23 protein-coding genes are annotated in these 26797 nt (G+C 64.0%); 10 read left to right on the top strand and 13 right to left on the bottom strand.

Going from position 1 to position 26797, the window contains the following annotated elements:
- Positions 1–88 precede the first annotated feature (88 nt).
- The 4 genes from MTX23_RS33890 (at position 89) to MTX23_RS33875 (ending at position 5501) form a co-directional block, all read left to right on the top strand.
- Positions 89–3544, top strand: coding sequence for a helicase-related protein (locus MTX23_RS33890; RefSeq protein ID WP_280974405.1), 3456 nt, complete (start codon positions 89–91; stop codon positions 3542–3544).
- 9 nt (positions 3545–3553) lie between these two features.
- Complete coding sequence (locus MTX23_RS33885; protein WP_280974404.1) at positions 3554–3823, top strand: RNA-binding S4 domain-containing protein; 270 nt, start codon at positions 3554–3556, stop codon at positions 3821–3823.
- Between the two features lie 127 nt (positions 3824–3950).
- The gene (gene fdxA / locus MTX23_RS33880) at positions 3951–4289 is read left to right on the top strand and encodes a ferredoxin FdxA (protein ID WP_280974403.1); all 339 of its coding nucleotides are present in this window, start codon (positions 3951–3953) and stop codon (positions 4287–4289) included.
- A 399-nt stretch (positions 4290–4688) separates the two neighbouring features.
- Positions 4689–5501, top strand: a complete 813-nt coding sequence (locus MTX23_RS33875) for a CarD family transcriptional regulator (RefSeq protein ID WP_280974402.1) — start codon at positions 4689–4691, stop codon at positions 5499–5501.
- A gap of 202 nt (positions 5502–5703) precedes the next feature.
- Here MTX23_RS33875 and MTX23_RS33870 read toward each other — a convergent pair whose 3' ends face one another.
- The 3 genes from MTX23_RS33870 to MTX23_RS33860 form a co-directional block, all read right to left on the bottom strand.
- On the bottom strand, positions 5704–6123 hold the full coding sequence (locus MTX23_RS33870; RefSeq protein WP_280974401.1) for a hypothetical protein: 420 nt from the start codon (positions 6121–6123) through the stop codon (positions 5704–5706).
- Between the two features lie 146 nt (positions 6124–6269).
- A complete protein-coding gene (locus MTX23_RS33865) occupies positions 6270–7217 on the bottom strand; it encodes a retron St85 family RNA-directed DNA polymerase (protein ID WP_280974400.1) in 948 nt (315 codons plus the stop codon).
- Entirely contained in the window at positions 7214–8161 is a 948-nt protein-coding gene (locus tag MTX23_RS33860) for a retron St85 family effector protein (RefSeq protein WP_280974399.1), read from the bottom strand. The genes MTX23_RS33865 and MTX23_RS33860 overlap by 4 nt, the downstream gene beginning before the upstream one ends.
- A 397-nt stretch (positions 8162–8558) precedes the next feature.
- Here MTX23_RS33860 and MTX23_RS33855 point away from each other — a divergent pair, with 397 nt between their 5' ends.
- Positions 8559–9062: a hypothetical protein gene (locus tag MTX23_RS33855; RefSeq protein WP_280974398.1), complete on the top strand. Its 504-nt coding sequence runs from the start codon at positions 8559–8561 to the stop codon at positions 9060–9062.
- 253 nt (positions 9063–9315) lie between these two features.
- On the opposite strand, the gene MTX23_RS33850 is transcribed toward MTX23_RS33855, so the two are convergent.
- Genes MTX23_RS33850 through cyoA form a run of 7 tightly spaced genes read right to left on the bottom strand, consistent with a single transcriptional unit; the run spans position 9316 to position 16226 of the window.
- Complete coding sequence (locus MTX23_RS33850; protein WP_280974397.1) at positions 9316–9852, bottom strand: response regulator transcription factor; 537 nt, start codon at positions 9850–9852, stop codon at positions 9316–9318.
- The gene (locus tag MTX23_RS33845; RefSeq protein WP_280990714.1) at positions 9842–11197 is read right to left on the bottom strand and encodes an ATP-binding protein; all 1356 of its coding nucleotides are present in this window, start codon (positions 11195–11197) and stop codon (positions 9842–9844) included. Before MTX23_RS33845 ends, MTX23_RS33850 begins: the two co-directional genes overlap by 11 nt.
- A 7-nt stretch (positions 11198–11204) precedes the next feature.
- The gene (locus MTX23_RS33840; protein ID WP_280978315.1) at positions 11205–12023 is read right to left on the bottom strand and encodes an SURF1 family protein; all 819 of its coding nucleotides are present in this window, start codon (positions 12021–12023) and stop codon (positions 11205–11207) included.
- A gap of 2 nt (positions 12024–12025) precedes the next feature.
- On the bottom strand, positions 12026–12418 hold the full coding sequence (cyoD, locus tag MTX23_RS33835; RefSeq protein WP_280974395.1) for a cytochrome o ubiquinol oxidase subunit IV: 393 nt from the start codon (positions 12416–12418) through the stop codon (positions 12026–12028).
- A complete protein-coding gene (gene cyoC / locus MTX23_RS33830) occupies positions 12415–13044 on the bottom strand; it encodes a cytochrome o ubiquinol oxidase subunit III (protein WP_280974394.1) in 630 nt (209 codons plus the stop codon). Before cyoC ends, cyoD begins: the two co-directional genes overlap by 4 nt.
- The gene (cyoB, locus tag MTX23_RS33825; protein ID WP_280974393.1) at positions 13041–15050 is read right to left on the bottom strand and encodes a cytochrome o ubiquinol oxidase subunit I; all 2010 of its coding nucleotides are present in this window, start codon (positions 15048–15050) and stop codon (positions 13041–13043) included. Before cyoB ends, cyoC begins: the two co-directional genes overlap by 4 nt.
- Positions 15051–15059: 9 nt before the next feature.
- The gene (gene cyoA / locus MTX23_RS33820; protein WP_280974392.1) at positions 15060–16226 is read right to left on the bottom strand and encodes a ubiquinol oxidase subunit II; all 1167 of its coding nucleotides are present in this window, start codon (positions 16224–16226) and stop codon (positions 15060–15062) included.
- A gap of 190 nt (positions 16227–16416) precedes the next feature.
- On the opposite strand from cyoA, the gene MTX23_RS33815 reads away from it, so the two are divergent.
- Positions 16417–17709 carry an MFS transporter gene (locus tag MTX23_RS33815; RefSeq protein WP_280978314.1) on the top strand — a complete coding sequence of 431 codons (1293 nt, stop codon included), beginning with the start codon at positions 16417–16419 and terminating at the stop codon, positions 17707–17709.
- Positions 17710–17859: 150 nt separating this feature from the next.
- Here MTX23_RS33815 and MTX23_RS33810 read toward each other — a convergent pair whose 3' ends face one another.
- Complete coding sequence (locus MTX23_RS33810) at positions 17860–19275, bottom strand: M48 family metalloprotease (protein WP_280978313.1); 1416 nt, start codon at positions 19273–19275, stop codon at positions 17860–17862.
- A gap of 141 nt (positions 19276–19416) precedes the next feature.
- Positions 19417–20283 (bottom strand): thermonuclease family protein, encoded by an 867-nt coding sequence (locus MTX23_RS33805; protein WP_280974391.1) that lies wholly within the window; start codon positions 20281–20283, stop codon positions 19417–19419.
- A 73-nt stretch (positions 20284–20356) separates the two neighbouring features.
- Here MTX23_RS33805 and MTX23_RS33800 point away from each other — a divergent pair, with 73 nt between their 5' ends.
- The 4 genes from MTX23_RS33800 to MTX23_RS33785 all read left to right on the top strand — a co-directional run bounded on the left by MTX23_RS33800 (position 20357) and on the right by MTX23_RS33785 (position 25680).
- The gene (locus tag MTX23_RS33800) at positions 20357–21562 is read left to right on the top strand and encodes an ABC transporter substrate-binding protein (protein ID WP_280974390.1); all 1206 of its coding nucleotides are present in this window, start codon (positions 20357–20359) and stop codon (positions 21560–21562) included.
- A gap of 154 nt (positions 21563–21716) precedes the next feature.
- Complete coding sequence (locus MTX23_RS33795) at positions 21717–22511, top strand: enoyl-CoA hydratase (RefSeq protein ID WP_280974389.1); 795 nt, start codon at positions 21717–21719, stop codon at positions 22509–22511.
- Between the two features lie 3 nt (positions 22512–22514).
- The gene (locus MTX23_RS33790) at positions 22515–23264 is read left to right on the top strand and encodes a hypothetical protein (RefSeq protein ID WP_280974388.1); all 750 of its coding nucleotides are present in this window, start codon (positions 22515–22517) and stop codon (positions 23262–23264) included.
- 301 nt (positions 23265–23565) lie between these two features.
- Positions 23566–25680, top strand: a complete 2115-nt coding sequence (locus tag MTX23_RS33785; RefSeq protein ID WP_280978312.1) for an acetate--CoA ligase family protein — start codon at positions 23566–23568, stop codon at positions 25678–25680.
- A gap of 160 nt (positions 25681–25840) precedes the next feature.
- Here the strand turns inward: MTX23_RS33785 and MTX23_RS33780 are convergent, their stop codons facing one another.
- On the bottom strand, positions 25841–26641 hold the full coding sequence (locus MTX23_RS33780; protein ID WP_280974387.1) for an enoyl-CoA hydratase/isomerase family protein: 801 nt from the start codon (positions 26639–26641) through the stop codon (positions 25841–25843).
- Positions 26642–26797 lie beyond the last annotated feature (156 nt).

Genomic DNA, 26797 nt, shown 5'->3' with positions numbered 1-26797 from the left:
CGGCCGTGCATCCTTCGAGACGCGCTACGCGCTCCTCAGGATGACGGAACGGCTATAACGCCACCAGTTCAAGAAACACCTGCAACAGATGGCTTTCTCATCCTCGTTCGGAAATGACCGCGTGCCCGGCGCTGGCGTCACCGCCGTCCTTGGGCCGACCAACACCGGCAAGACGCATCTGGCGATCGAGCGGATGCTGGCGCACTCGTCGGGCGTGATCGGCCTGCCGCTGCGGCTGTTGGCGCGTGAGGTCTACAACAAGATCGCCGATCGCGCGGGCGAGGAGAGCGTCGCGCTCATCACCGGCGAGGAGAAGATCAAGCCGAAATCGCCGCGCTTCTGGGTCTCGACTGTCGAGGCGATGCCGCGCGATCTCGATGTCTCTTTTCTTGCGGTCGACGAGATCCAGATCGCCGCCGATCTCGAGCGCGGGCATGTCTTCACCGATCGCATCCTCAATCGCCGCGGCCGCGACGAGACGCTGCTGCTGGGGGCTGCGACGATGCGGCCGATCATCGAGCGGCTGCTGCCTGGCGCCTCCATCGTGACGCGGCCCCGATTGTCGCAGCTCGAATTCGCCGGCGATCGCAAGATCACGCGGCAGCCGAGAAGAACGGCAATTGTCGCGTTCTCGGCCGACGAGGTCTATGCGATCGCCGAGTTGATCCGCCGCCAGCATGGCGGCGCCGCGGTGGTGCTCGGCTCGCTCAGCCCGCGCACACGCAATGCGCAAGTCGCGATGTTCCAGAGCGGCGACGTCGATTATCTCGTCGCCACCGATGCGATCGGCATGGGGCTCAATCTCGACGTCGATCACGTCGCCTTTGCCTCCGACCGCAAGTATGACGGCTATCAGTTCCGCCGCCTGACGCCGGCCGAATTCGCGCAGATCGCGGGCCGCGCCGGCCGCGCCACGCGCAACGGCACCTTCGGTACCACCGGGCGCTGCGCGCCGTTCGAGCCGGAACTGGTGAACGCGCTGCAGAACCACACCTTTGATGCCGTGAAGATGCTGCAATGGCGCAACGCCAGGCTCGATTTCGCCTCGCTCGGCGCATTGCAGGTGTCGCTGACGCTGCCGCCCGGCCACGAGACGCTGACGCGGGCACCGGTCGCGGAGGACCAGCGCGTGCTCGACCATGTCGCACGCGACGCCGAGGTGCGCGATATGGCGCATGGGGCGGCCGCCGTGGAGCGGCTGTGGGAGGCCTGCCAGGTCCCGGACTACCGTAAAGTGTCGCCGGCCGCCCATGCCGAACTCGTGACCACGCTGTACGGCTTCCTGATGCAAAAGGGGCGTATCCCTGACGCATGGTTCGCCGCCCAGGTCGACCAGGCCGACCGCATCGACGGCGATATCGACACGTTGTCGGGCCGAATCGCGCAGATTCGCACCTGGACCTTCGTCGCCAACCGGCCGGACTGGCTGTATGACCCGGAGCATTGGCAGGGGATCACGCGCGAGCTCGAAAATAAATTATCCGATGCCCTGCATGAACGGCTCACGGAGCGTTTCGTTGACAGGCGGACCAGTGTATTGATGCGCCGCCTGCGGGAGAACTCAGTTTTGAATACGGAAATTGGCAAAACCGGCGAAGTGATCGTGGAAGGTCATGTGATCGGCCGGCTCGATGGATTCACCTTTGCGCCCGATGCCGCGGAAGCCGGCTCTGACGCCAAGGCCCTGCAGGCCGCCGCCCAGCAGGTGCTGGCGCGCGAGATCGACGGGCGTGCCGAGAAACTGGGCGCCGCCCCCGACGAGCAGTTCGTGCTGACCTCCGACGGCACTATCCGCTGGACCGGCGATGCGGTGGCCAAGCTGGTCGCCGCCGAGGACGCGCTGCATCCGCGCCTGCGCATCATTTCCGACGAGCGGCTGACCGGCGCCTCGCGCGAAGCGGTGCAGAACCGGCTCGACCTCTGGCTCAAGACCCATATCGAGAAGCTGCTCGGGCCGCTGTTCGAGCTCTCCAAGGCCGAGGATCTGCAGGGCATTGCCCGCGGCATCGCCTTCCAGCTCGTGGAGGCGCTCGGCGTGCTCGAGCGTGCGAAGATCTCGGCCGAGATGAAGGATCTCGACCAGCCGTCGCGCGCCACCTTGCGCAAATACGGCGTGCGGTTCGGCGCCTACCACATCTATTTCCCGCAGCTCTTGAAGCCCGCGGCGCGCTCGCTGGCCTCGCTGCTGTGGGCCGAGAAGCAGAACAATGTCGACATGGGCGCGCTGTCGAACGTGCAGCATCTGGCGTCGAGCGGCCGCACCTCGTTCCCGGTCGACAAGGCCTTGCCGCGCGATGCCTATCGCGTGCTCGGCTATCGCCAGTGCGGCGAGCGCGCGGTGCGCGTCGACATCCTGGAGCGGCTCGCCGATCTGATCCGCCCGGCGCTGGCCTGGCGCGAGACCTCGCCGGGCGAGAAGCCCGCCGGCGCGTTCGACGGCCGCGGCTTTGTCGTGACCCAGGCGATGACCTCGCTGACCGGTTCGGCAGGCGAGGATTTCGCCTCGATCCTGCGCGCGCTCGGCTACCGCATGGATCGCCGTCCGCCGCTGCCGCCGAAGCCCGTCGAACCCGCACCGGCCGAGAGCACCGAGGCGGCCGCCGCCGAGACGCCGGCGGAGGCAACCACGGACGTCACCGCCGATGCGCCGGTCGAGGTCAGCGCAGACATTGCCACCGAGACGCCGGTCGAGGCCAGCGCCGAAGCGCCGGAGGCGGATGCCGCCAGCGATCAGCCGGTGTCCGGCGATCCCGCGCCGTCGGCCGCGCTGCTGCCCGAAGTCGGCTTCGCGCCCGCCACGGATGAAGCGACCCCGGCTGCCGCCGAGGCGCAGCCCGAGGCCGTCGCCCAAGCCGCGCCGGAACCTGTGGCACCGGCCGAAGCGCCTGGCGCTGATGCCGCGGCCGAGCCCGCCGCGTCCGATGCCCCCACCGAGACGGCAACCGCCGAAGCGGCGCCGGCCGAGGCTGCACCGGCAGAGGCTGCCGCCGCCGCGCCCGAGACGCCGGCGGAGCCGCAACTGGTCGAGGTCTGGCGTCCCGGTGGTCGGCCCGACGAGCGCCGTCCGCATCATCGGGGTCACGACCGCAACCGCGGCCGTCACCAGGGCAAGTCTGCCGAGGGCGGTGCACAGGCCGCCGAAGGCGGCAAGCGCGAGCAGCACCGCAGGCCGCGCCGTCACCAGGATTTCCGCACGCCGCGCCCCGGAGCACCCGCCGATGCGTCGGCGACGCCTGCCGATGGCGCACAGGCCCGCGACAATCGCGAGGGCCGCGACCAGCGCCGCGAGCGCTTCGAGGGCAAGGGGCGCGATCGCGACAACGAGCGCCGCCGCGACAAGTTCGGCGGCGACCGCAAGGGCGAGCGCGGCGATCGGGACCGCGGCGGCCGCGATTTCGGCCGCGACAAGCGCGACGGCGGGCCGTCGCATCGGCCCTATGCGTCAAGCGCGCCGCGCGAGCGCGACCGGCCGATCGATCCGAACTCGCCATTCGCAAAGCTCGCCGCGCTGAAGGAACAGCTCGCCAGCAATCGCAAGGAATAATCCAAGCCTTTGGACCGACAGCGCCTCGACAAATGGCTGTGGCACGCGCGGGTGGTGAAGGCCCGCACCAGCGCGGCCGCGCTCGTCGAGTCCGGGCACGTCCGCATCAACGGCGTGCGCGAGACATCGCCGGGGCATGCGGTCAAGCTTGGCGACGTCGTCACCGTCGCGCTCGATAACAGCGTCCGCGTCCTGAAAGTCGCAGGCTTTGCCGAGCGGCGCGGCGACGCCACGTCGGCACGCGTGCTCTATGACGATTTGCAAGCCGGCAAGGAGTAGTTATCTAGGGGGCAGCAATTTGGATTTGCGCCGGAACGCCTTTCGCTTTTGGAGCCGATTCCCTTGCGGCTGCGGTATTCCTGCGCTAGGCAACCCCTGAAAAAGTTGACCGTTTTCGGAGTTTTGGATGACCTACGTCGTCACTGAAGCCTGCATCAAGTGCAAATATACCGACTGCGTTGAGGTCTGCCCCGTCGACTGTTTCTACGAGGGCGAGAACATGCTGGTCATTCATCCCGAGGAATGCATCGATTGCGGCGTGTGCGAGCCGGAGTGCCCGGCCGACGCCATCAAGCCGGACACCGAGCCGGGCCTGGAGAAATGGCTCGAGGTCAACCGCGATTACGCCAAGAGCTGGCCGAACATCACCCAGAAGAAGGACGCGCCCGAAGACGCCAAGGAGTGGGAAGGCAAAGAGGGCAAGTTCGAGAAATATTTTTCTCCGAACCCGGGAACCGGTGACTGATTCGCTGATCCTACCCCGGTAAGGGCGGGTTCCGGACCCTGCACGGCCTGCCGATTTAACCCTATTGACGGACATATGACCGCAAGGTCCCGCCTTGTGTCCGGAATCGGGCGTAAATCATTGATTTTTGCGGAAAATGTGCTATATCGACCACATTACAGGCCAAGAACCCGCTGCCATGCGTATCCTGTGGCTTCGAGGTTCCCGCAACTCGAACAGGGGCGTGGCAGTTTCCGCGCGCAGGCTGTGTCACAGAAAACGCGTAAAAAGAGTGCTTCAAAGACGACCAAGAAAGCCGCTGTTGTTGCTCGCAGCGCACTCAAGGGCCATGCCAAGGCGCCTGTGAAGGATGCCAGGAAGGCTTCGGCCGCAAAGTCCTCAAAGAACAAAAGAAGCGTGATGCCAGAAAAGACTGCCAAGACTGCCGCGAAAGCGGCAGCTGCGAAGACCAGTGCCGCCGCGAAGGTCGCCCCCAAGCCTGCCGCCGCGCACAAGCCGGCCGCTGCGCACAAGCCGGCTGCTCCGAAGGCTGCCGCTCCCGCCGCTGCTCCGAAGGCTGCCGCCAAGCCGGCCGCCGCACCGCGCGCGGAAGAGAAGAAGGTCGTGACCCAGCGTCAGGGCTTCAAGGCCAATGAATTCGTCGTCTATCCGGCTCACGGTGTCGGCCAGATCCTGGCCATCGAGGAGCAGGAGATCGCGGGCGCCAAGCTCGAGCTGTTCGTGATCAATTTCATGAAGGACAAGATGACGCTGCGCGTTCCGACGGCGAAGGTCGCCAATGTCGGCATGCGCAAGCTGTCGGAGCCGGCGCTGGTCAAGAAGGCGCTGGAGACGCTGAAGGGCCGCGCCCGCGTCAAGCGCACCATGTGGTCGCGCCGCGCCCAGGAATACGAAGCGAAGATCAATTCGGGCGACATCGTCGCGATCGCTGAGGTGGTCCGCGATCTCTATCGCTCGGAATCGCAGCCCGAGCAGTCCTATTCCGAACGCCAGCTCTATGAAGCGGCGCTCGACCGCCTGTCGCGCGAAATCGCCGTGGTGCAGCACTCGACCGAGACCGAGGCGGTCAAGGAAATCGAGAGCCAGCTCGCGAAGAGCCCGCGCCGCGGCGCCAAGGCCGAAGCTGCGGAAGGCGACGCCGAGGGCGACGCCGACGGGGACGATCTCGACTCCGATGGCGACGACACCGCGGTAGCCGACGAGGCCGCGTAAGCAGCGCTTGCCGGAATTCAGACGGAAGGCCCGGTCGAAAGACCGGGCCGTTTGTTTTGGACGGCAAGGGCCAGTTGTATGTGATGAGGTCGGCCGCGCTTCCACCTCTCCCCTTGTGGGAGAGGTCGGATTGCATCGTCAGATGCAATCCGGGTGAAGGGTTCAGGTCTGTCCGTGAACGAGCGTCCCTTGAGAGACTCGCTCAGTACGACCGCTGCTTGATGCCCCAGCGACCGCCCTCCGATGTCACGATCCAGAGGTTGCGATGATGGCTTGCGATCGATCCGTCGGCGCGGTCGCGGGTGTATTCCACCAGCAGATGAACCTTGCGCGAGCTGACCAGCACGGGGTCCTTGCGCTGATAGGTGCTCTTCGCCCATCCGGTGGTGCGCGCCAGGTCGTCGAAGAATGACGCCGGCAACTGGCCCGCCTGCTCCCAGATCACGACCCGCTCGCCGGACAGGATAATGTGCGGGAAATGCAGCAGCGCGTCCAGGCCGGCGAGATCGCGGGCATTGAAACGGTCGGTGAAATCATCGATGCAGCGGATCGCCTCCGCGATGACAGTTGCGTCATCGGCAGCATCGGAGCGAGGCTGGAAGAGGCTATAGGCATTGCTCATGCACCGCTGTATACCGGCAGCGACGCGGTTGGCAACAATGGTTCGGTCGCAACACTCCAGCCGACTGTATGCCGACATTGCTGGTTCTTGATCCAGCGATGCCGCGTTGCCAATCTTCGCACGGATATTAAGTCGAATTCCTGTCTTTATCGCATCGAGCGCGGAACGATAGCTGACTTTAGTCCTCCAAGCAGGTCGCTCCCGTATCTTGACTCTAGCTTTGCTAGAAAAGTCGGTTCGACATCGTGCACGAATGCAAGAAGGCCTGCGAGCTCCGCGCGTTGCTGCAGCGTGAGCTTCCCACAAAGCTCGTAGTGCAGAGCGGCGCGAATCTTTCGCTTTCGATCATGCCCGAGTGAAACGTGCTTGTCGTTGGTGAGAACAAGGCCTGTCACGAGGCGCTTGTACTTAGTCGTTGCCACCACGGTTTTCTTCGCATTCAATGTCAAAATAGGCGACGTAATCTCCCGTAGTTTCCGGCGTAGCCCTTTCTCGACACCGGTTAGAAAGCCTGTTCTTTTAGCGGAAAACGTCAGGTCGTCGGCATAGCGTGTATATGTAACCCTGTCAGAGCTCACCATTTCAGTGATCTGCGTGTCGAAATCGTTCATAAGAACGTTGGAGAGCGCAGGAGATGAGGGTGCGCCAATAGCGAGCCTAAGTCGTTGGCTACCTACAGATCGATGGAAGAAAATATTCGTGCTGATCCAAACGTCGTTCGGATCATCGAATAACGATCTCTGATGACAATAAACTTGCCAATCGCGAGAGGTTATTGATGGAAAGAAATCCTTGAAATCGAACTTTAGGATTGGCCCATTCTGTGCGTGAGCAGCCGCGTTGGCCTTGATGGAAACACCGGGTCTGTAAGCAGTGGCAGCGGGATGAACGGGGAGTTCGTTAAGGAAGTTTCCAACTAAGATCCTTTGAAGAGCTTTGAGCTCGCGAGCAGGCTGAGAGATGAGCCTGTCTCCTCCGTTCCGCTTAGGAATTGAGTAAGTCTTGTACCGTACCGGGGCGTTTCTGACGATTCTCAAAACGTCGTACTCACTTAGTCCGGTTCCGGACACTAGAATGGGAAGGAGCTTACTCATAGAGAGCCTCCCCCGACTACTTGTGTAATGGCATTGTATCTGGGGGCGTCGTTTGCTTTCCAATGTTCACGGATCAGCCAACGACGTCGTTTCCTGTTCTTGATTTGAGCGGACTCCTTGGCAGGCAACGTTGCGGCGTTCTCCTTTGTCGCCACAGCTACAAAGTAGTCGCTTGATCCCTTGGAGACCTCCTTAATCCAACCCGCGGCCTTTGCGCAGTAGAGGTATCGATTTATTTCGGTGACCTCTCGCGGCACGTTGAGAACGCGAAGCACCTCTGAAATTTCCGTGACGCTTAATGCGCCATATTCTTGAACCAAGCCTACTATCAATTTTATGACGTGCCCCGAGCGCTGAGGGTCAAAAGTCGATGGCTCACGCGGCTTTTCGAGCCGGATAGTTAGAGGACTCACGAGCAGTGCCTTCAGAGCATCTTTATCTACGTGAGCTGCCGAGTTTCCTCGCATCCCTACTTCACTATCTCCAATTACAAAAATCGATTCGCGGCCGTGCTTGTTCTCTATCCAGCGAAGCGGGCCGAGCCTTACGAAGGAGTGATCCTGCCAGTGCTTATCGCGCACTATCACAAATAGACGTGAGGCGATCTCAGAAATCACCGCGAACGCGCCAAGCTCGGCTAAACTACCTTCGCTTTCGCAGAACAAGATGATTAGCTCAACGATCTGAGCAAAGTCAGTCTCGAATTGAAGTATGTCATCATATTTCGCGAAGAACAGAAAATCGGCCGTGATATCTTCCGCCTGAACCAATTCGCGGTCGCGAAAAATGGGGTTGTCTACGATCTTCAGAAACGCGTCGCGGAGAGATAGCGGTGTCTGTTCGGAAATATCTGACGTCTGGCCGCCACAGAGAAAAACAACGTCAGACGGCGCCTGGACGTGGATTTTCTCCGCGTCCAGGTCTGTTGCATAGAGTAGCGACAACTTAGCTTACCTTAAAAGCCCCAAACGAGAGCGACAGGCTATCGAGCGGAGCGTCCCCTTGGGGCGATAGCGTGTTGCTATCGTTTGGGGCACCAAACGCAGACAATAAGATGAGGTCTAGCGAAGCGCCGGACCAAGCACGTGCGAGTGCTTCGCGCGTAAGCTATTTATTAACTAGAGCGAATCGCGTACATGGTCAATCTCGCCACCATAGATTGATTTGCTTAATTAACAGGTTTGTTCAAAAGCAGCAGCTTTACCCGCATCGTCGCGATCGCCGAAAGGCTCGCTACATCTACCGCTCGAATCGCGGCTGAACAGTCGTCGTGCAGCACTCGACTGAGACCTCGCCGGTCAAGGAGATCGGCAGCCAACCCATCGCGAATCAGAACTTGAAATGAATCAGCAACGCATCTTCTGGGATGAATTGGTAACGTCACGCCGTGACGCGCGATACGTAGATCTATATCTTGCTCGAACGGAGCTCATCGATCGGTGTTTGAAGGGGTTCATAGCGATCGCCGCCAGCTCATCGATTGCAGGTTGGGCCATCATCAAGGAGTATTCGTTTGTCTGGGCAGCTGTGGTTGCAGGTTCGCAAGTTCTCCAGGTCGTTAAGGAATACCTCCCCTATAAGACCCGCTTAAGAGCGCTGACAGTCCTATCCCAGGACCTCAACGCGATCAGTTTGTCCGCCGAAAATCATTGGTATAAAGTCTGTACCGGGACGCTGTACGACGACGACATCCACGATCTCCGCTTTGATTTGAAACAACGCAAACTTGCGGCTTTGCAGAAAGCGTTTCCCAGTGCGGGCCTTCCACAAAATAAGAAGCTCGAAGAACGGGCTGAACGGGAAACGCTGGATTACTTCGCAATCTACACACGGGAGGAAACATGAGCGACAAAGCCAAACCACCTCATCCCACGACGCATAAAATAATCGGAGACCATAGGGGGGCGGTGCTGCCATCAAAGCCTGTGAAGGCACCTATGCCGCCGGTGCAACCGACGCGAGGGAGTCGCCCGCCGACGCCGCTAAAGCCGACAAAAAAGTGATCCAATGAAGCCCATCGTGACGATCTTAATGTTGCGAACTCCACCAACATGGGACGTCCGTGTGGTGAGTACTGCAAGCGGGCGATGCCTACGAGCTACTTCACCCGCTGCTTCTCGAGCTTGCGCGCCAGCGTGCGGCGGTGCATGCCGAGGCGGCGGGCGGTTTCGGAGATGTTGAAATCGGTCTCGATCAGCGTCTGGTGGATGCGCTCCCATTCCAGCGTCTTGATCGAGGTGGGGCGCGCGCCGACCTCGATGCCGGCATTGCCGGCCGCTTTCTGGAACGCGGCCTCGATGTCGTCGGTGTTGGATGGCTTTGCCAGATAGTGGCAGGCGCCGAGCTTGATGGCTTCGACCGCGGTGGCGATGCTGGCGAAGCCCGTCAGCACGACGATCAGCATCTCCGGATCATGCGCATGCAGCGCTTCCACGCAGGCGAGGCCTGAGGCGCCGCCGGCGAGCTTGAGGTCAACGACAGCATAACCGGGCGATTGCTGCTCCAGCAGCCCGCGGACCTCGTCGAGCGAGGCCGCGACGACGACGCCGTAGCCGCGGCGCTCGAACGAACGTCTGAGCGTGCGGGCAAAGCCGGTATCGTCCTCGACGATCAGAAGCTGGCGTTCATCCGTCAAGCTCGTCTCCGATCACTAGCGTCGAGAGCGGAAGCTCGAGCCGGACCGCGGCGCCGACATCGGGCCGGTTGCGCACCGTCACCACGCCGCCAAGCTTGCGCACGACGTTGACCACCAGGAACAGGCCGAGGCCGCTGCCGGGGCTGCCCTTGGTCGACTGGTAGGGCTTGCCGACATGCGGAAGCACCTCGCGCGAGAAGCCCGGGCCGCGGTCGATCACCGACAGCACCAGCGAGTCGTCCTTCCGCTCCGCCATCAGTTCGATCCAGTCGCGCGAGACCTCGGCGGCATTGTCCAGCACGTTGAAGATCGCCTGCTTGAGTGCGATGTCGGAGACGATCGGCAGATCGGCACCGAACGCATTGCGGAAGTACAGGGTGGCCGAGGGCCGCGTCGTCCGCCATTCGTCCACCAGCGCCGTCAGGAAGGCCGCGACCGTTGTCGGTGAGGAGCCTTCGCCGCGCGCTTCGCCGGCCGACAGCAGGATGCCCGTCACGATCGTCTTGCAGCGCTGCAGCGATGTCTCCATCTCGCCGAGGTCCTGCGACAGCTCGGGGTCGGAGGCGAGCGCCGGCATCCGGCGCCAGTCGCTCAGGATGACCGAAAGCGACGCGAGCGGCGTGCCGAGCTCGTGTGCGGCTCCGGACGCCAGCAGGCCCATCCGCACGATATGATCCTGCTCGGCGGCATGCTGGCGCATCGCGGCCAGCCGCGCGTCGCGGTCGCGCAGGTTGCGGTTGATCCGGGTCACGAACACCACGAGCAGCACCGCGTCGAGCACGAGGCCGATGAATGTGCCGGCGATGTAGCGGCTGAACGCATCGCCAAATCCTTCCTGCGGCAGCGCCAGCGGCTCGTAATAGCCGGTAAGCCAAGCGTAGCTCATGCAGACCAGCGCCACCAGCGACCAGGTCGACGGCGCGTCGAGCAGTACCGCGCCGAGCGTCACCTGCAGCAGATAGAGCGAAGTGAAAGGATTGGTGGCGCCGCCGCTGAGATAGAGCAGGGTTGTCAGCGCGGCCACGTCGAGCGTCAGCGCGATCAGTAGCTCGCGATTGTTGATGTCGGCGCGGTAGCGCACCCAGACCAGGCTGACGAGATTGAGCGCCACCAGGCCGCAGATCACGGCGGCCATCGGCAAGAGCGGCAGCGCGATGCCCATCCAGAGCTGGACGAAGGCGACGGTGACGATCTGGCCGATCACCGCCGTCCAGCGCAGCTGGATCAGCAGCGCCATGTTCTTGCGGTTGGTCGCGGCGTCGGTCGGGGAAGGCGCGGTGAGGTCGAACTGCAGGCCGGTCGGCACGCTTCCGGCAGGCGGCGTCACGGCTGTCCCTGCCGCCATTTCGTCGTCATGCAGATCCGATGTGCGCTCGAGCATCTGGGCCTGGGTTGCGAGACAGGTTTCGGGCTGCGCCGATCAGGCGGCGCACGGCGGCCCGTCGTGGATCGGAGCCGCCAGCGCGACCCCTGCCGCGTACGGCGCGCAGGAGTGCACCTGCCAGCATAAAGGCGAGCGCGAACCATGTCAGCGCGTAAATCAGGTGGCTGTTGTGAAACCGCACGACGGTGAGCCCGCCGACCGGGTAACCGCCGGGGTTCGGGGTGGCGTCGGCGTCGATAAAGAAGGGCGCGACCTGCGACAAGCCATGCGTGGCCGCAATCGCGGCGACGTCGCGCGAGTACCAGCGGCCGGCCGCGGCGTCGTTGCTGCGCAGGAAACCGCCCTTCGGTTCCGACATCCGCAGCAGGCCGGTGACGCTCACCGCGCCCTGTGGATCGCCCTCGCGCCGTGTCGCGGGATCGCGCTTCTCGGCCGGGACGAAACCGCGGTTGACCAGCACGGTGGTTCCGTCGGCGGTTCGCAGCGGGGTCAGCACCCAGAAGCCGGGACCGTCGACGGTCACGGCCTGGACCAGGGCCTCGTCCGCGTTCAAGAAGGTGCCGGTCACGGTGACGCGGCGGTATTCGTCGCTGGCGGCGGTCACTGCCGGCCACGATGAGGGGGCCGGCAGCCGAGCGGGCGCGGCATGAATGCGCTGCTCGACCCGCTCGATCAAAGCCAGCTTCCAGGTCCTGCGCTCGATCTGCCAGACGCCGAGCGCGGTCAGCAGCACCACGCCCAGCATGCCGAGCGTGAAGAGCAACAAAGAGGGCCTGGAAGACCGCATCGTCACGGCATCTGGCTCATGTCGTGCATCGGCATCATGTTGATGTTGAGGTGATGCATGACCCACAGCGAGCCAGTCAGTGCGATCACCACCATGATGACCGTGAAGATCAGAGCCATCATGGTCCAGCCGTTCTCGGAACGGGTGTTCATGTGCAGGAAGTAGACCATGTGCACCACGATCTGCACCGCGGCGAGCAGCAGCACGATCAGCGCGGTCACCTGCTTGTCCGCGATTGCTCCGGTCATCACCAGCCAGAACGGCACCGCGGTGAGGACGACGGAGAGGCCGAAGCCGATCAGGTAGCTCGAGAGCGTGCCATGCGCCGCCGTATCATGGGCGTGGTGGCCGTGATCGCCGGCTTCGGATGGCAGGGCGTGAGAGTCTGATGTCATCGCAGCATTCCCAGGAGGTAGACGAAGGTGAAGACGCCGATCCAGACCACGTCCAGGAAGTGCCAGAACATGGAGAGGCACATCAGGCGGCGCCGGTTGGCCTCGATCAGGCCGAAACGCGCGACCTGCACCATCAGCGTGGTCAGCCAGACCAGGCCGAAGGTGACGTGCAGGCCGTGGGTGCCGACCAGCGTGAAGAAGGACGACAGGAAGGCGCTGCGCTGCGGGGTCGCGCCCTCATGGATCATGTGGGCGAACTCGGTGAGCTCAATGCCGAGGAACGCGAGGCCGAACAGCCCGGTGATGGCAAGCCAGGCCTGCGTCGCGCCGATCTTCGACTTCTCCATCGTCAGCATGGCGAAGCCATAGGTGATCGAGGAGAGCAGCAGCATCGTCGTGTTGAGCGCGACGAGCTTGAGGTCGAACAAATCCTTCGGCGCAGGACCTGCGGCGTAGTTGCCGCCGAGCACGCCGAAGGTCGCGAACAGGATCGCGAAGATGAGGCAGTCGCTCATCAGGTAGATCCAGAAGCCCAGCATGGTGCTGGCGCCTTCCGGATGCGCGTGCTCGTCGATGACGTGAAAGACCGGTTCGGAATTCTGCGTGGAGACGGTTGCTACAGTCATGACTTGGCTCCCGCGGCAAGCAAATGCGTCCGCGCATCTTCGACCCGACCCACTTCATCCGCCGGGATGTTGAAGTCGCGGTGATAGTTGAAGGTGTGGCCGATCGCGACCGCGAGCAGCGCGACGAAGCTGACGGCAGCAAGCCACCAGATGTACCAGATCAGGCCGAATCCCATCGCCGTCGCGAGGCCGGCGAGGATGATGCCGGTTCCGGTGTTGGAGGGCATGTGGATCGGCTTGAAGCCGGACAGCGGACGCTTGTAGCCGCGGCGCTTCATGTCCCACCACGCGTCGTTGTCGTAGACAACGGGCGTGAAGGCGAAGTTGTAGCTCGGCGGCGGCGACGAGGTGGCCCATTCCAACGTGCGCCCGTTCCAGGGATCGCCGGTGACGTCGCGGAGCTGCTCGCGCTTCATGATGCTGACCGCGAACTGCAGCAGCATCGAGAGGATGCCGAGCAGGATCAGGAAGGCGCCGATGCCCGCGATGATGAACCAGATCTGCAGGGACGGATCGTCGAACACGCGGAGGCGACGGGTGACGCCCATCAGGCCGAGCACGTAGAGCGGCATGAAGGCGACATAGAAGCCCGATACCCAGAACCAGAACGACAGCTTGCCCCAGAACGGATCGAGCTTGAAGCCGAACGCCTTCGGGAACCAGTAGTTGATGCCGGCGAACAGGCCGAACAGCACGCCGCCGATGATCACGTTGTGGAAGTGCGCGACCAGGAACAGGCTGTTATGCAGCACGAAGTCGGCCGGCGGCACCGCGAGCAGCACGCCGGTCATGCCGCCGATCACGAAGGTCAGCATGAACGCCACCGTCCACATCATCGGCAGCTCGAAGCGGATCCGGCCGCGATACATCGTGAACAGCCAGTTGAACATCTTCGCGCCCGTCGGGATCGAGATGATCATGGTGGTGATGCCGAAGAACGAGTTCACGCTGGCGCCGGAGCCCATCGTGAAGAAGTGGTGCAGCCAGACCAGGTAGGACAGGATGGTGATGACGACGGTGGCGTAGACCATCGAGGTGTAGCCGAACAGCCGCTTGCCCGAGAACGTCGCGGTCACCTCGGAGAAGATGCCGAACGCCGGCAGCACCAGGATGTAGACCTCGGGATGGCCCCAGATCCAGATCAGGTTCACGTACATCATCGGGCTGCCGCCGAAGTCGTTCGTGAAGAAGTTGGTGCCGACATAGCGGTCGAGCGACAGCAGCACCAGCACCGCCGTCAGCACCGGGAAGGAGGCGACGATCAGGACGTTGGTGCAGAGCGAGGTCCAGGTGAAGACGGGCATCTTCATCATCGTCATGCCCGGGGCGCGCAGCTTGACGATGGTGCAGATCAGGTTGATGCCCGATAGCGTCGTGCCGACGCCGGCGACCTGTAGTCCCCATATGTAATAGTCGACGCCGACGTCGGGACTGTAGCCGATGTTCGACAGCGGCGGATAGGCGAGCCAGCCGGTGCGGGCGAATTCGCCGACGAACAGCGAGGCCATCACCAGCACCGCGCCGCCGACCGTCATCCAGAAGCTGAAATTGTTCAGGAACGGGAAGGAGACGTCGCGGGCGCCGATCTGCAGCGGCATCACGTAGTTCATCAGGCCCGTCACCAGCGGCATCGCCACGAAGAAGATCATGATCACGCCGTGCGCGGTGAAGACCTGATCGTAGTGGTGCGCGGGGAGGTAGCCCTCCGAGCCGTTGAAGGCGATCGCCTGCTGCAGCCGCATCATCAGGGCGTCGGCGAAGCCGCGCAGCAGCATCACGATGCCGAGGATCATGTACATGATGCCGATGCGCTTGTGGTCGACGGTGGTGAACCACTCGCGCCACAGATAGCCCCACAGCCGGAAATAGGTGACGGCAGCGAACAGCGCGAGGCCGCCGGTGGCGACCACGGCGAAGGTGCCGACCAGGATCGGCTCGTGCAGCGGCAGCGCGTCCAGATTGAGGCGGCCGAAGATCGCCTTGATCATTTCAGGATTGTTGAGCATGCGGCCCTCTTAGGACTCTGATTTCGGACGCTGGCCGAGCAGCAGCGACGTCGATGACGGATGGGCGGGAGAGAATGGCGGGCGCTTCATGCCGACGCCGCGCAGCGGGGTCATGTCCGACGGCGCGAAAATCTCGCGCGACGGCGTATCCTTCAGCTCGTCGATCGAGCAGATGCCGGCGACGAAGGTCGGCTCGTTGCCGAGCGGCGCGCCGCGCCTTGCGTATTTGTCGTAGGTCAGCGGCAGCGTGTTGTTGAGACCTTCGCGACCGAGGCCGCCCTTGGCGTCGATCGCCATCATCTCGCTGACGCACATCTTGCCGGCCTCGACGCACAGGTTGAGGATCGCCTTGTAGAGATCGCGATCGACCGAGCCGTAGAGGCGCACCGGCTCGTTGGAGCTCGGGCGCTCGAGCTGCAGGTAGTCGCTGCGGCCGAGCATGTTGCTGCTGGCCTTGGCGTTGGCGATCCACTTGTCGAAGTCGGAGGCCGAGAGGCTCTTGAACGCGAAGTGCATGCCGGAGAAGCCGGCGCCGCTGTAATTGGCGGAGAAGCCTCTGAAGGTGCCCTGCTGGTTGGCGACCGCGTGCAGCTTCGTCTCCATGCCGGGCATGGCGTAGATCTGGCCAGCCAGTGCCGGGATGTAGAAGGAGTTCATCACGGAGGACGCCGTGATGCGGAAGCGGATCGGGCGGTCGACCGGAGCGGCGAGCTCGTTGACGGCGGCGACGCCGTAGTCGGGGTAAATGAACAGCCACTTCCAGTCGAGCGCGACGACCTCGACATTGAGCGGCGAGTCCTTGCGCTCGATCGGCTTGCCGGCGTCGATGCGGCCGAGCGTGCGGTAGGGATCGAGCAGATGGGTGCCCATCCAGGTCAGCGCGCCCAGGCAAACGATGATGAGCAGCGGCGCCGACCAGATCACGAGCTCGAGCTGGGTGGAATGATCCCATTCCGGCTCGTAGGGCACGGCGGTGTTGGACTGGCGGTAGCGCCAGGCAAAGAACACCGTCAGCGCCATCACCGGCAGGACGATCAGCAGCATCAGGACGGTGGAGATGACGACGAGGTCGCGCTGCTGGGCGGCGACGTCGCCGGCAGGCGCCAGGACGACGAAATCGCACCCGCCAAGCAGGGCCGCAAACGGCAATAAGGCCAATAATTTCAAGGCGCGCACAGCTTACCCCGCTGGAATTTTATGAGTTCCGCCAAGGGGTAGCTGCGATGCAACAGAACGGACATTGGACAATTTGTCCAATGTTGCACTGCGGGATGCGGCGCGAAACAGTCGGATGGACCGCGAGGCAAAGTCTGCCCGCGGCCTCACTCCAAGGACGGTTTACGGCGCGATGGCACAGGCCCCAGCAATGGCTCACGGCAACCCGGCGACATCATCAGGTCACGGGCATGCGAAACCCGGCGAAATCGCCATCGGCGTCATCATCGGGCGCACATCGGAATTCTTCGACTTCTTTGTCTACGCGATCGCCTCGGTGATCGTGTTTCCGAAGCTGGTGTTTCCGTTCGTCAACGAGCTGACCGGCACCCTCTATTCCTTCGGGCTGTTTGCCCTGGCCTTCGCCGCGCGTCCGCTCGGCACCATCATCTTCATGGCGGTCGACCGCCGCCACGGCAAGGGCGCCAAGCTCGTCATCGCGCTGTTCCTGCTCGGCACCGCCACGGTGGCGATCGCGTTTCTGCCCGGCTACAACGAGATCGGCGTGGCGGCGATCTGGCTGCTCGCCGCGGCGCGGGCCGCGCAGGGCATCGCCTGGGGCGGCGCCTGGGACGGCCTGGCCTCGCTGCTCGCGATGAATGCGCCGGCGCGTCATCGCGGCTGGTTCGCGATGGTGCCGCAGCTCGGGGCCCCGCTCGGGCTGATCGTGGCGAGCGCGCTGTTCGCCTTCTTTGCCGGCAACCTGTCGGCGGACGATTTCTTCGACTGGGGCTGGCGCTATCCGTTCTTCGTCGCCTTCGCCATCAACGTCGTGGCGCTGTTCGCGCGGCTGCGCATGGTGGCGACGGATGAATATTCCGAGCTGTTCGAAAGCCGCGATTTGCAGCCGGCGCGCGTCACCGAAACGGTCACGCAGGAGGGCCGCCACATCCTGCTCGGGGCGTTCGCGCCGCTGGCGAGCTTCGCGCTATTCCACATGGTGACCGTGTTCCCGCTGTCCTGGGTGTTCCTGTTCACCAGGGAAAGCCCGGTGCGCTTCCTGATCATCGAGATGATCGGCGCCATGGTCGGCGTCGCTGCGATCGTGGCGTCCGGCATGATCGCCGACCGCGTCGGACGCAAGCCGCTGCTGATCGGCTCGGCGATCGCGATCGCCGTGTATAGCGGCTTCGCCCCGCAACTGCTCGATGCCGGTCCGCTCGGCGAGACGGTCTACATGGTACTCGGCTTCGTGCTGCTCGGCCTCTCCTTCGGCCAGTCTTCGGGCGCGATCGCCTCCAGCTTCGCGCGGGCCTATCGCTACACGGCCTCGGCGCTGACGTCGGATTTGGCCTGGCTGTTCGGCGCCGGCTTCGCCCCGCTCGCGGCGCTGTTGCTGGCAACCCATTTCGGGCTGATCTCGGCAGGCGCCTACCTGCTGTCGGGCGCGGTCTGGACGCTGCTCGCGCTGTGGCTGAGCGGACTGCGCGAGGCGGAAGGCTGAACTTGTAGTCCGGATGAAGCCAACGGGCCGCGCGAACGCGCGCCCGATGACAGGCTCGGCGAAATCCGGGGCCGCTCTCGCCGCGGATGACCCCGTCCCGGATCGCGCTGCGCGCCCTCCGGGCTACGGAGGCTCAATCCTTCGGACGTCTCAATCCACCACGATCTTGACGCGGTCGCGCGGCTTCACCTGCGCGTGAGCGTCGAGCCCGTTCAGCACGCGGAAGCGCTCGGTCGGGTGATCGACGCCGGCCATGCGGTGCGACAGCGATTCCACGGTATCGCCCGGCTGCACGTTGATGACCTTGATGCGCAGCGGACGCGCGGCCTGGATCTCCTCGAGCGTCAGGCGGCGGAACGAGTTGACGGTCTCGCGCGCGTTGCGCTCGCTCTCGGTGGTCTTCTGCTTGGCGGCGAAGATGAAGCGGTAGACGTCGGTGCCGAAGCGCAGCGCATAGACCTTGAACTGCCACTGGTCGCCATGCGCGGTGGCCGACGCCGCCGGGAAGCCGTTGATGTTGAGGTCTTCGGTCGAGGATTTCTCGACGCCTTCCATCCAGCCGGAATTGAGATAGTCGCCGAGCGACTGCTCGGCCGGCACCCGCACGACGTCGAAGCGCATCGCCTGGCTGCCGCCCTCGCGCACGCCGATCACGGCCTGCGCGGTGTTGTCGAGCGTGAAGGTGTCGGGCGCCGTGAAGGTGAAGCCGAGCTTGGGATGCAGGAAGCGGCGGCCGCGCACGAAACCTTCGCTCGGGTCCTCGCCGTAGACGATGTTGTCGATCGCGGCGAGATAGGTCTCGCGATCGCGGTCGTTGTTCTCGGGCGAGGTGTATTGCCGCGCGATCGCCTGCGCATTGGCGACGCGCTCGGGCGTGGCCGGATGCGACGACAGGAAGTCCTGCGCGCGCGGATCGAGCGCAGTCCTGCCGATCTTGAGCGCGGCGTTGCGCTCCATCGCGGTCAGGAAGCGCGCCGCGCCGTAGGGATCGAAATGCGCGCGTGCGGAGATCCCGACGCCGATGCCGTCGGCCTCGAATTCCTGCTGCCGCGAGAAGCTCGCCATCGTCAGTTTGGTCTTGGCCAGCGCCAGCGCGGTGAGATCGGGATCGTTGCTCATGTCGGTGACGACGCGCGTCACCACGGCAGCCTGCCGCGCCTGGTCCTCGCGGATCGAGGCGTGCTTGGCCAGCACATGCGCCATCTCATGGCTGAGCACGGAGGAGAGCTCGGACGTGTCGCTGGCGAGCGCGATCAGCCCGCGCGTGACATAGAGCTGGCCGGTCGGCAGCGCGAAAGCGTTCACCGCGCCGGAATTGAGGATGGTGACCTTGTAAGTCTGGTCGGGCCGCTCGGAGGCCGCGACCAGCCGGTCGACGATCTTGCTGATCAGCGCCTCGAGCTTCGGATCGTCATAGGCGCCTCCATAGGAGGACAGGATGCGCTCATGCTCGTGCTCGGTCGCGGGCGTCTGCTGCACCACGCGGTTCGGCTTCACCGGGACGGCCGCCGCTGCGGCGGGCGCCACCTGCTCGAACCGGCCGACATTGCTGCAGGCTGCGAGCATCATCGCGGCGCAGACGAGCAGCGGCGCAGCCGAAAGGCGCCGGCCTGTCAGTCCCTCACGCCGTCCTGCACGCTCTGTCAAATCTACAACTCACAATTGTCGAGTGAATCGGCCAGGATACGGTCCATACGGACACATTCCCTAGTTCCGGCCGAGCACTTCAATCTGCCCCACCCGGAGCAATTCGATACGTGGGCCACGTCGCGCTTCCACCCAGCCTCGGACGCGAATCCTTCGATTTTCGAGGGACTTGGGCGAGAGCCCGGCCGCCTCAAACGCAGGGACTATGCGCTTTGAAATAGTCGCCGCAAAGTCCCGTGTCCAGTTTCGGCCGAAATTCAGATAGGTCGTCGCCCCAGCCTGCCGTACCGACAAAACCCGGCCCTCGACCACGGTAAAGCGCCCGATCCCGGCCAAAATATCGCCCGGACTTTCGGCGTTTTTTATGACGCTGGCCTCGCCCCAGGTTCCCGATCGGGCCTGCCGGGCCTCGGCCTCCGTGGCCATCAGCGCAGCCGCGCAGTCCCTGTCGGCAACCTCGGGTGAAACCAGAGCAAGGCCCTGCCGCAGCAACTCGCTCTGCACGGGTGTTTCGGCGCCGGCGAGAAAGGCGTAGGCCGGCTGGCGGCCGTAGCGGTCCGGCATGTCGTCGCCGCCGTGCAAGGTCACGTCGCGGCCGACCAGCAGTCCGGACAAGGCTGCGCGGGCCTTCACCGCGTCCGCCACCTCGATGCCGGCCAGCTTGACCTCGCGGCCGTCATCGAGGCGGAAGCTGCGCGCATCGACGATCGCGGCAACCCGGCCCTCGCCCTGGGTCTCGAAATTGCATCCCGCCGCATGGCCTCTGCCGCAAACAAACAGCGCCGCACACACGATGAGCGCGCTGCGAACGGGCGTCGGCCGAATCCGTATCGACAATATCTGCATCGGTTGATCTTCGCACATTTCAGCCATTCCGTTCAGCGGAAAACGCGTTGTGCTTCCGCGGCTTGCCGCTGTGAATGGCATGCGGCATGATCCCGCGCGAATGAAACGGACCGGCCGCGATGGAATGCGGCGCGGGCTTCAAGGGAGGCTTTTGATGAGACGAGTTTTGGCCGGCGTGCTGGCCTGCGTGCTTGCGATTTCGGCGAATGCGTCGATGGCGCAGGACAAGCCTCCGCTGAAACTCGGCGGCATCCTCGACATGTCGAGCCTCTATGCCGATATCACCGGCTCCGGCAGCGAAACCGCCGCCAAGATGGCGGTGGAGGATTTCGGCGGCGAGGTGCTCGGCCGCAAGATCGAGGTCGTCGTCGCCGATCATCTCAACAAGGCCGATCTCGCCGCCAACATCGCCCGCGACATGATCGACAACCAGCACGTCGAGATGATCTTCGACGTCGCGGCGTCCGCGACTGCGCTCGCCGCGGCCGAGATCGCGAAAGCGCGCGGCAAGATCATCATGTTCAATGGGCCCGGCTCGATCCGCCTCACCAATGAGGCCTGCGGTCCCTATACCGTGCACTATGTGTTCGACACCTTCGCGCAGGGCAACGTCACCGGGCTCGCCGCGGTGAAATCTGGCCTCGACACCTGGTTCTTCCTGACCGCGGACTACGCGTTCGGCCAGGACCTGGAGAAGGACACCTCCAACGTGGTGGTGAAGTCGGGCGGCAAGGTGCTGGGCAGCGTCCGGCATCCGATCAACACCTCGGATTTCTCGTCCTTCCTACTGCAGGCGCAGGCCTCGAAGGCCAAGGTGATCGGGCTCGCCAATGCCGGCGGCGACACCATCAACGCGATCAAGCAGGCCGCGGAGTTCGGCATCACCAAGGGCGGACAGAAGCTGTCGCCGCTGCTTGCCTTCGTGACCGACATCGACAGTGTCGGGCTCGAGACCGCGCAAGGCCTGCTGCTTGCCGAAGCCTTCTATTGGGACCTCAACGACGACACCCGCGCATTCTCGAAGCGCTTCATGGAACGCACCAAGCGGGTGCCGACCTCGGCGCAGGCCGGCGTCTACTCCTCCGTGCTGCATTACCTGCAGGCGGTGAAGGCCGCGGGCACTACCGATTCGGCTGCCGTCATGAAGCTGATGAAGGAGACCCCGATCAACGACATGTTCGCCAAGAACGGCAAGATCCGCGAGGACGGCCGCATGGTGCACGACATGTACCTGTTCGAGGTCAAGAAGCCGTCGGAGTCCAAGGGCCGCTGGGATGACTACAAGCTGCTCGCGACCGTGCCGGGCGACCAGGCATTCCAATCGCTGGCAGAGTCGCGCTGTCCGCTGGTGAAGAAGTGACGGAGTGACGAAGTCACGTAGTCATTCCGGAGCGCGCGAAGCGCGAATCCGGAATCTCGAGGTTCTCGGTGCGCAATTGCGCACCTGGGGTCTGGTGCTTGCGCACCACCCCGGAACGACGGGGCAAACCAACAACAACGAAAGGCAAAACGCCATGAGCGACAATCAGATGGTCCTGCAATCCCTCGACCAGGGCCTGCTCACGATCACGATGAATCGGCCTGAGCGGCGCAACGCGCTCAATCCCGACATGACGCGCGGGCTGGTCGAAGCCGCGCGGCGTGCGCAGGACGATCCCGAGGTGCGCGCGGTGCTGATCAAGGGCGCCGGCGGCACGTTCTGCGTCGGCGGCGACGTCAAGTCGATGGCGGAAGGCCGCGCGCCGCTGCCGTTCGAGACCAAGATGGCGAACCTGCGCCGCGGCATGGAGGTCTCGCGCATCCTGCACCAGATGCCGAAGCCGGTGGTGGCGCAGCTCGACGGTGCGGCGGCCGGCGCCGGGCTTTCGATCGCGCTGTCCTGTGATCTCCGCGTCGCCAGCGCCTCCTGCAAGATCACAACCGCCTTCGCCAAGGTCGGATTCTCCGGCGATTACGGCGGCACCTATTTCCTCACCAAGATGCTCGGCAGCGCCAAGGCGCGCGAGCTCTATCTGATGTCGCCGGTGCTCTCGGCGCAGGAGGCCTTTAACCTTGGCATGGTGAGCAAGGTGGTGCCCGATGCCGAAATCGATGCAGCGGCGCTCGAGGTTGCGCGGTCGCTGGCGCAGGGGCCGTCGGTCGCGCTCGGCTACATCAAGCGCAACATCAACAATGCCGAGACGATGACGCTGGAAGCCTGCTTCGACGGCGAGGCGATCCATCATTCGCGCGCCGGCGAGACCGCCGACCACAAGGAAGCGGCCAAGGCCTTCGTCGAGAAGCGCAAGCCCACCTTCCAGGGGCAGTAAGCGATGGCCGACTATATGCGGCTGCGGCAGATCTGCCTTGTGGCGCCGCAGCTCGAGCCCGTGGTCTCGGACATCTCCGCGATCATGGGCCTCGATGTCTGTTACCGTGACGGTAACGTGGCGAAATACGGCCTGGAGAATGCGCTGCTGCCGGTCGACACCATCCTTCTCGAGGTGGTCGCGCCGTTCCAGCCGGGCACGGCGGCCGGTCGCTTCATCGAGAAGACCGGCGGCCGTGGCGGCTATATGGCGATCTTCGCCTGCGAGGATCCCGACGCGCGCGGCGCCAAGGCCAATGCGATGGGCGTGCGCACCGCCAACGTGATCACGCACGCGCCCTATCATGGCGTGCAATTGCACCCGCGTGATTGCCGCGCTGCCTTCATCGAGTTCAACCACACCGACGGCAGCGACGACATTCTCGGTCCGTATCCGCCCGCCGGTCCGGACTGGCAGAAGTCGATCCGCAAGGACACGACCTTGGCGTTGACCGAGGTCGAGATGCAGAGCCCCGAGCCGCAGGCGCTGGCGGAGCATTGGGGCAGGATCATCGGCATCCCCGCGACCGGCACGACGCTGAAGCTACCGAACAGCACCTTCCGTTTCGTCAAGGGCGACAGCGAGATCATGAGCGGATTGACGTTCAAGGTCGCGAACAGGGCGAAGGTGCTGGATGTGGCGAAGGCGAGGGGCTGCGCGGTGTCGGGCGATGAGTTCCTGCTCTGCGGTGTGGCGTTTAAGCTGACGGGCTAGTTGGTCGCCATTGCGAGAAGCTCGCGACAAAATTGCGGAGCAATTTTGCGCTGAAGCGACGAAGCAATCCACTCTGCCCCAAGCCCACAAATGGATTGCCTCGCTTCGCTCGCAATGACGGAAGACTGTAGCTGCGCTCCATCCCGGATACGCTCATTCGCGCACGACGAGGGTGGGATTCGTCATCTGCCAGACCCGTCATCCTGAGGAGCGTGCAGCGAGCGCCTCAGGATGACGTGGAGAGATTGAGCTGATGGCAGCGATCCAATATCGTGAGCACAACAACAATCGGAACGCCCCCATGCCGCATCCGCTCGATTCCTTCTTCGCACCAAAGAGCATCGCGCTGATCGGCGCCTCGCGCGATCACGAGAAGATTCCGGGGCGGTTGCTCGCGATGCTGCGCAAGAACGGCTATCCGGGGAACCTCTATCCGATCAATCCGAACTATGACGAGATCGACGGGCTGAAATGCTTCAAGTCGATCGCCGACATCGGCGCGCCGATCGATCTTGCCGTTATCGTCATTCCTGCCCGCACGGTGTTGGCGGCGCTGGAACAGTGCGCGGCCGTGGGCGTCAAGAACGCCGTCATCATCTCCTCCGGCTTTGCCGAGGAGGGCGGCGACAGCGCGGCGATGCAGGATGCGATCGTGGCGCTGGCGCGGAAGACCGGCATGCGGATCTCCGGCCCGAACGCTGAAGGCTTCTACAGTCAGGTGCAGAAGGTCGCCGCCACCTTCAGCCCGACCGTCGACGTCAAGCCGGATTCCCCGGCGCTGGTTGCGAGCAGGCGGCGGATCGGCATCGTCGCACAGAGCGGCGGCATCGGCTTTGCGATCTATCATCGCGCCAAGGCGCTAGGGATCGCGCTCAGCTACGTCGTCAGCGCCGGCAATGAGAGCGATCTCGGCGCCGGCGAGTTCCTCGACTACATGGTGCAGGATGCATCCACCGACGTGATCCTGCTGTTCATCGAGGGCATCCGTGACGTCGACAAGTTTATGGCCGCTGCAAAGCGAGCGGCGGAGCTCAGGAAACCCGTGATCGTGACCAAGGTCGGCCGCTCCGGCGCCGGCGAGCGCGCGGCCGCCTCGCACACCGCGAGCATGGCCGGATGGTCGGCGGCCTATGACGCGGTGTTCGCCAAATACGGATTCATCGTCTCCAACGATCTCGACGAATCCGTCACGATCGCCGCGGTGCTGGCGACCAATCCGCTGCCGAAGGGCGATCGCGTTGCGGTGCTGACCGTCTCCGGCGGCGCCGGCATCTGGGGTGCCGACACCGTGTCGATGCAAGGCCTGCGCGTGCCCGAGCTCTCGGCTGATGTCCAGGGCCAGATCAAGCAGTGGATGCCGTCCTATGGCGCGGCGGGCAATCCGGTCGACGTGACCGCGCAGGGCGTCTCCAGCGGCGGCTTGCAGAGGAGCATCGAGCTGTTCGATGTCTCAGATGAAGTCGACGCGACGCTGGTCGTGCTGTCGCTGTCGAGCGAGACGCGGATGCCGTTCAAGGAGGCCGAGCTGAAGCCCGTGATCGCGGCGCAGCGAAAGCCGGTGGTGTTCTATTCCTACACGCTGCCGTCGCAATTTGCGCGGCAGGAGCTCGCAAAGTCCGGCGTTGTGGTGCTCTCGGGGCTGACGCATGTCGGCGTCGCGATGCGGCGTCTCGCCGACTATGCGAAGTTCAGACTGGCGCCCGAGGTGGAAAGCGCGGCGTCGCCGCCGCGCGATCTTTCGGCACATCTGACGTCGAAGACGTTGTCCGAATTCGACAGCAAGTCGCTGCTGCGCGCTGCCGGCATCGCTCTACCGGACGAGGTGCTGGTCACCGAGCGCGACGGGCTCGACGCCGCGATCGCACGTTCCGGGTTTCCGCTTGCGATGAAGATCCAGTCGCCCGACATCCCGCACAAGAGCGAGGTCGGCGGTGTCCGCGTCAACATCAGGGCCAAGGGTGAGGCGTTCACGGCCTATCGCGACATGCTGGAGAGCGTGCAGACGCACCGGCCGCAGGCCGCAATCCAGGGCGTGCTGGTCGGGCCGATGGCGAAGAGGGGCGTCGAGATCATTGTCGGCACGATGATCGACAAGACGTTCGGACCGATGGTGATGGTCGGCCTCGGCGGCATCACGACGGAGCTGTTCAAGGATGTGCTCTATCGTCCGGCGCCGGTGAGCGCGGCGGAGGCGTCGGCGATGCTGGAGACGCTGAAGGCCGTGCCGCTGCTGCAGGGATTCCGGGGCGCGCCGAAGGCTGATGTCGCAGCGCTAGCGCGATTGATTTCGGAGATTTCAGTGCTTGCAGCCCGGCTCGCAGGTGAGATCGCGGAGATCGAAGTCAATCCGGTGCTGGTGCATCCGGAAGGGCAGGGCGTCACCATCGTCGATGCGCTGGTGGTGCCGAGAAAGTAGTGACTTTCCCCTCACGTCGCCCCGGCGAAGGCCGGGGCCCATAACCACCGAATTGAATTGTGAGAGAAGCCGACGCCGCTTGTACCCTTTCCGCGGTCCGCGGCGTATGGGTCCCGGCTTTCGCCGGGACGACCGTGTTGAGAGAGCCGCGTTTGCGCGCTTACCGCCCCTTGAAGTTGGCGATGCGGCGCTCGGCGGTTGCCTTGACGCCTTCCTTGAAGTCCTCGGTGGCGCGCAGCTTGGTCTGCTCGACCAGCTCGTGGTTGGTCGCGGCGAGCACGCGGTCGGCGAGGCCGGCACGCATCGTGGCACGGGTGGACACGAGCCCGAGCGGCGAGCACTCAGCGATCTCCTGCGCGAGCTTCATCGCGGCAGCCCGCACCTGGTCCTGCGGCACCAGCACGTTGGCGAGGCCCCAGCGATAGGCCTCTTCGCCCGTGACGCGGCGGCTGGTGTAGAACATCAGCTCGGCATTGTTCTTGCCGATCAACTCCGGCAGCGTGGCGGTGAGGCCGAAACCGGGATGGAAGCCGAGCTTGGTGAAGTTCGCCGAGAAACGCGTCTCGGGGCAGGCGACGCGGAAGTCGGCCGAGACGGCAAGCCCGAGCCCGCCGCCGATCGCGGCGCCATGCACGGCCGCGACAATCGGCTTCTTGTTGCGGAAGATGCGCACCGCCTGAACGTAGAGATGGTTGATCGGCAGGTTTGAGGCCGGATCGGTCTTGGCGCGCTCCTCCTGCTCCTGGCGGGCGGGGTCGCCGAAATTGGCGCCGGCGCAGAACGCCTTGCCTTGCGCTGCGAGCACCGAAGCACGGATCTCGATATTGTTGTCGAATTCCTCCAGCGCATCGGCGATCTGGTTGATCAGCGAGACGTCGAAGAAGTTCAGCGGCGGCTTGCGGATTTCGATCAGGCCGACATGGCCGTGGGTCTCGACGCCGATATCAGTGTACTTGGTCATCTGTTGTCTCCGTAAGGCTTCAATCTCTCGGCGCAGAGATCTTCACCTCTCCCAAGGGGAGAGGTCGATTTGCGCCAGCAAATCGGGTGAGGGGGTGTGCTCTCTCGATGGACCGTGATCCCTCACCCGGCACTGCGCGCCGACCTCTCCCTGAGA

This window comes from Bradyrhizobium sp. ISRA436 (assembly GCF_029910015.1).
In the GTDB taxonomy this organism is placed as follows: Bacteria; Pseudomonadota; Alphaproteobacteria; order Rhizobiales; family Xanthobacteraceae; genus Bradyrhizobium.
This window is presented reverse-complemented; position numbering and strand designations above follow the sequence as displayed.

Excerpts from the sequence above, each read along its gene's own strand:
- MTX23_RS33890 (WP_280974405.1), top strand. The coding sequence starts at position 89 with ATGGCTTTCTCATCCTCGTTCGGAAATGACCGCGTGCCCGGCGCTGGC.
- fdxA (WP_280974403.1), top strand. The coding sequence starts at position 3,951 with ATGACCTACGTCGTCACTGAAGCCTGCATCAAGTGCAAATATACCGAC.
- MTX23_RS33875 (WP_280974402.1), top strand. The coding sequence starts at position 4,689 with ATGCCAGAAAAGACTGCCAAGACTGCCGCGAAAGCGGCAGCTGCGAAG.
- MTX23_RS33870 (WP_280974401.1), bottom strand. The coding sequence starts at position 6,123 with ATGAGCAATGCCTATAGCCTCTTCCAGCCTCGCTCCGATGCTGCCGAT.
- MTX23_RS33865 (WP_280974400.1), bottom strand. The coding sequence starts at position 7,217 with ATGAGTAAGCTCCTTCCCATTCTAGTGTCCGGAACCGGACTAAGTGAG.
- MTX23_RS33855 (WP_280974398.1), top strand. The coding sequence starts at position 8,559 with ATGAATCAGCAACGCATCTTCTGGGATGAATTGGTAACGTCACGCCGT.
- MTX23_RS33845 (WP_280990714.1), bottom strand. The coding sequence starts at position 11,197 with ATGGCGGCAGGGACAGCCGTGACGCCGCCTGCCGGAAGCGTGCCGACC.
- MTX23_RS33840 (WP_280978315.1), bottom strand. The coding sequence starts at position 12,023 with ATGCGGTCTTCCAGGCCCTCTTTGTTGCTCTTCACGCTCGGCATGCTG.
- cyoD (WP_280974395.1), bottom strand. The coding sequence starts at position 12,418 with ATGACATCAGACTCTCACGCCCTGCCATCCGAAGCCGGCGATCACGGC.
- cyoC (WP_280974394.1), bottom strand. The coding sequence starts at position 13,044 with ATGACTGTAGCAACCGTCTCCACGCAGAATTCCGAACCGGTCTTTCAC.
- cyoB (WP_280974393.1), bottom strand. The coding sequence starts at position 15,050 with ATGCTCAACAATCCTGAAATGATCAAGGCGATCTTCGGCCGCCTCAAT.
- MTX23_RS33815 (WP_280978314.1), top strand. The coding sequence starts at position 16,417 with ATGGCTCACGGCAACCCGGCGACATCATCAGGTCACGGGCATGCGAAA.
- MTX23_RS33810 (WP_280978313.1), bottom strand. The coding sequence starts at position 19,275 with ATGCTCGCAGCCTGCAGCAATGTCGGCCGGTTCGAGCAGGTGGCGCCC.
- MTX23_RS33805 (WP_280974391.1), bottom strand. The coding sequence starts at position 20,283 with ATGCCATTCACAGCGGCAAGCCGCGGAAGCACAACGCGTTTTCCGCTG.
- MTX23_RS33800 (WP_280974390.1), top strand. The coding sequence starts at position 20,357 with ATGAGACGAGTTTTGGCCGGCGTGCTGGCCTGCGTGCTTGCGATTTCG.
- MTX23_RS33795 (WP_280974389.1), top strand. The coding sequence starts at position 21,717 with ATGAGCGACAATCAGATGGTCCTGCAATCCCTCGACCAGGGCCTGCTC.
- MTX23_RS33790 (WP_280974388.1), top strand. The coding sequence starts at position 22,515 with ATGGCCGACTATATGCGGCTGCGGCAGATCTGCCTTGTGGCGCCGCAG.
- MTX23_RS33785 (WP_280978312.1), top strand. The coding sequence starts at position 23,566 with ATGCCGCATCCGCTCGATTCCTTCTTCGCACCAAAGAGCATCGCGCTG.
- MTX23_RS33780 (WP_280974387.1), bottom strand. The coding sequence starts at position 26,641 with ATGACCAAGTACACTGATATCGGCGTCGAGACCCACGGCCATGTCGGC.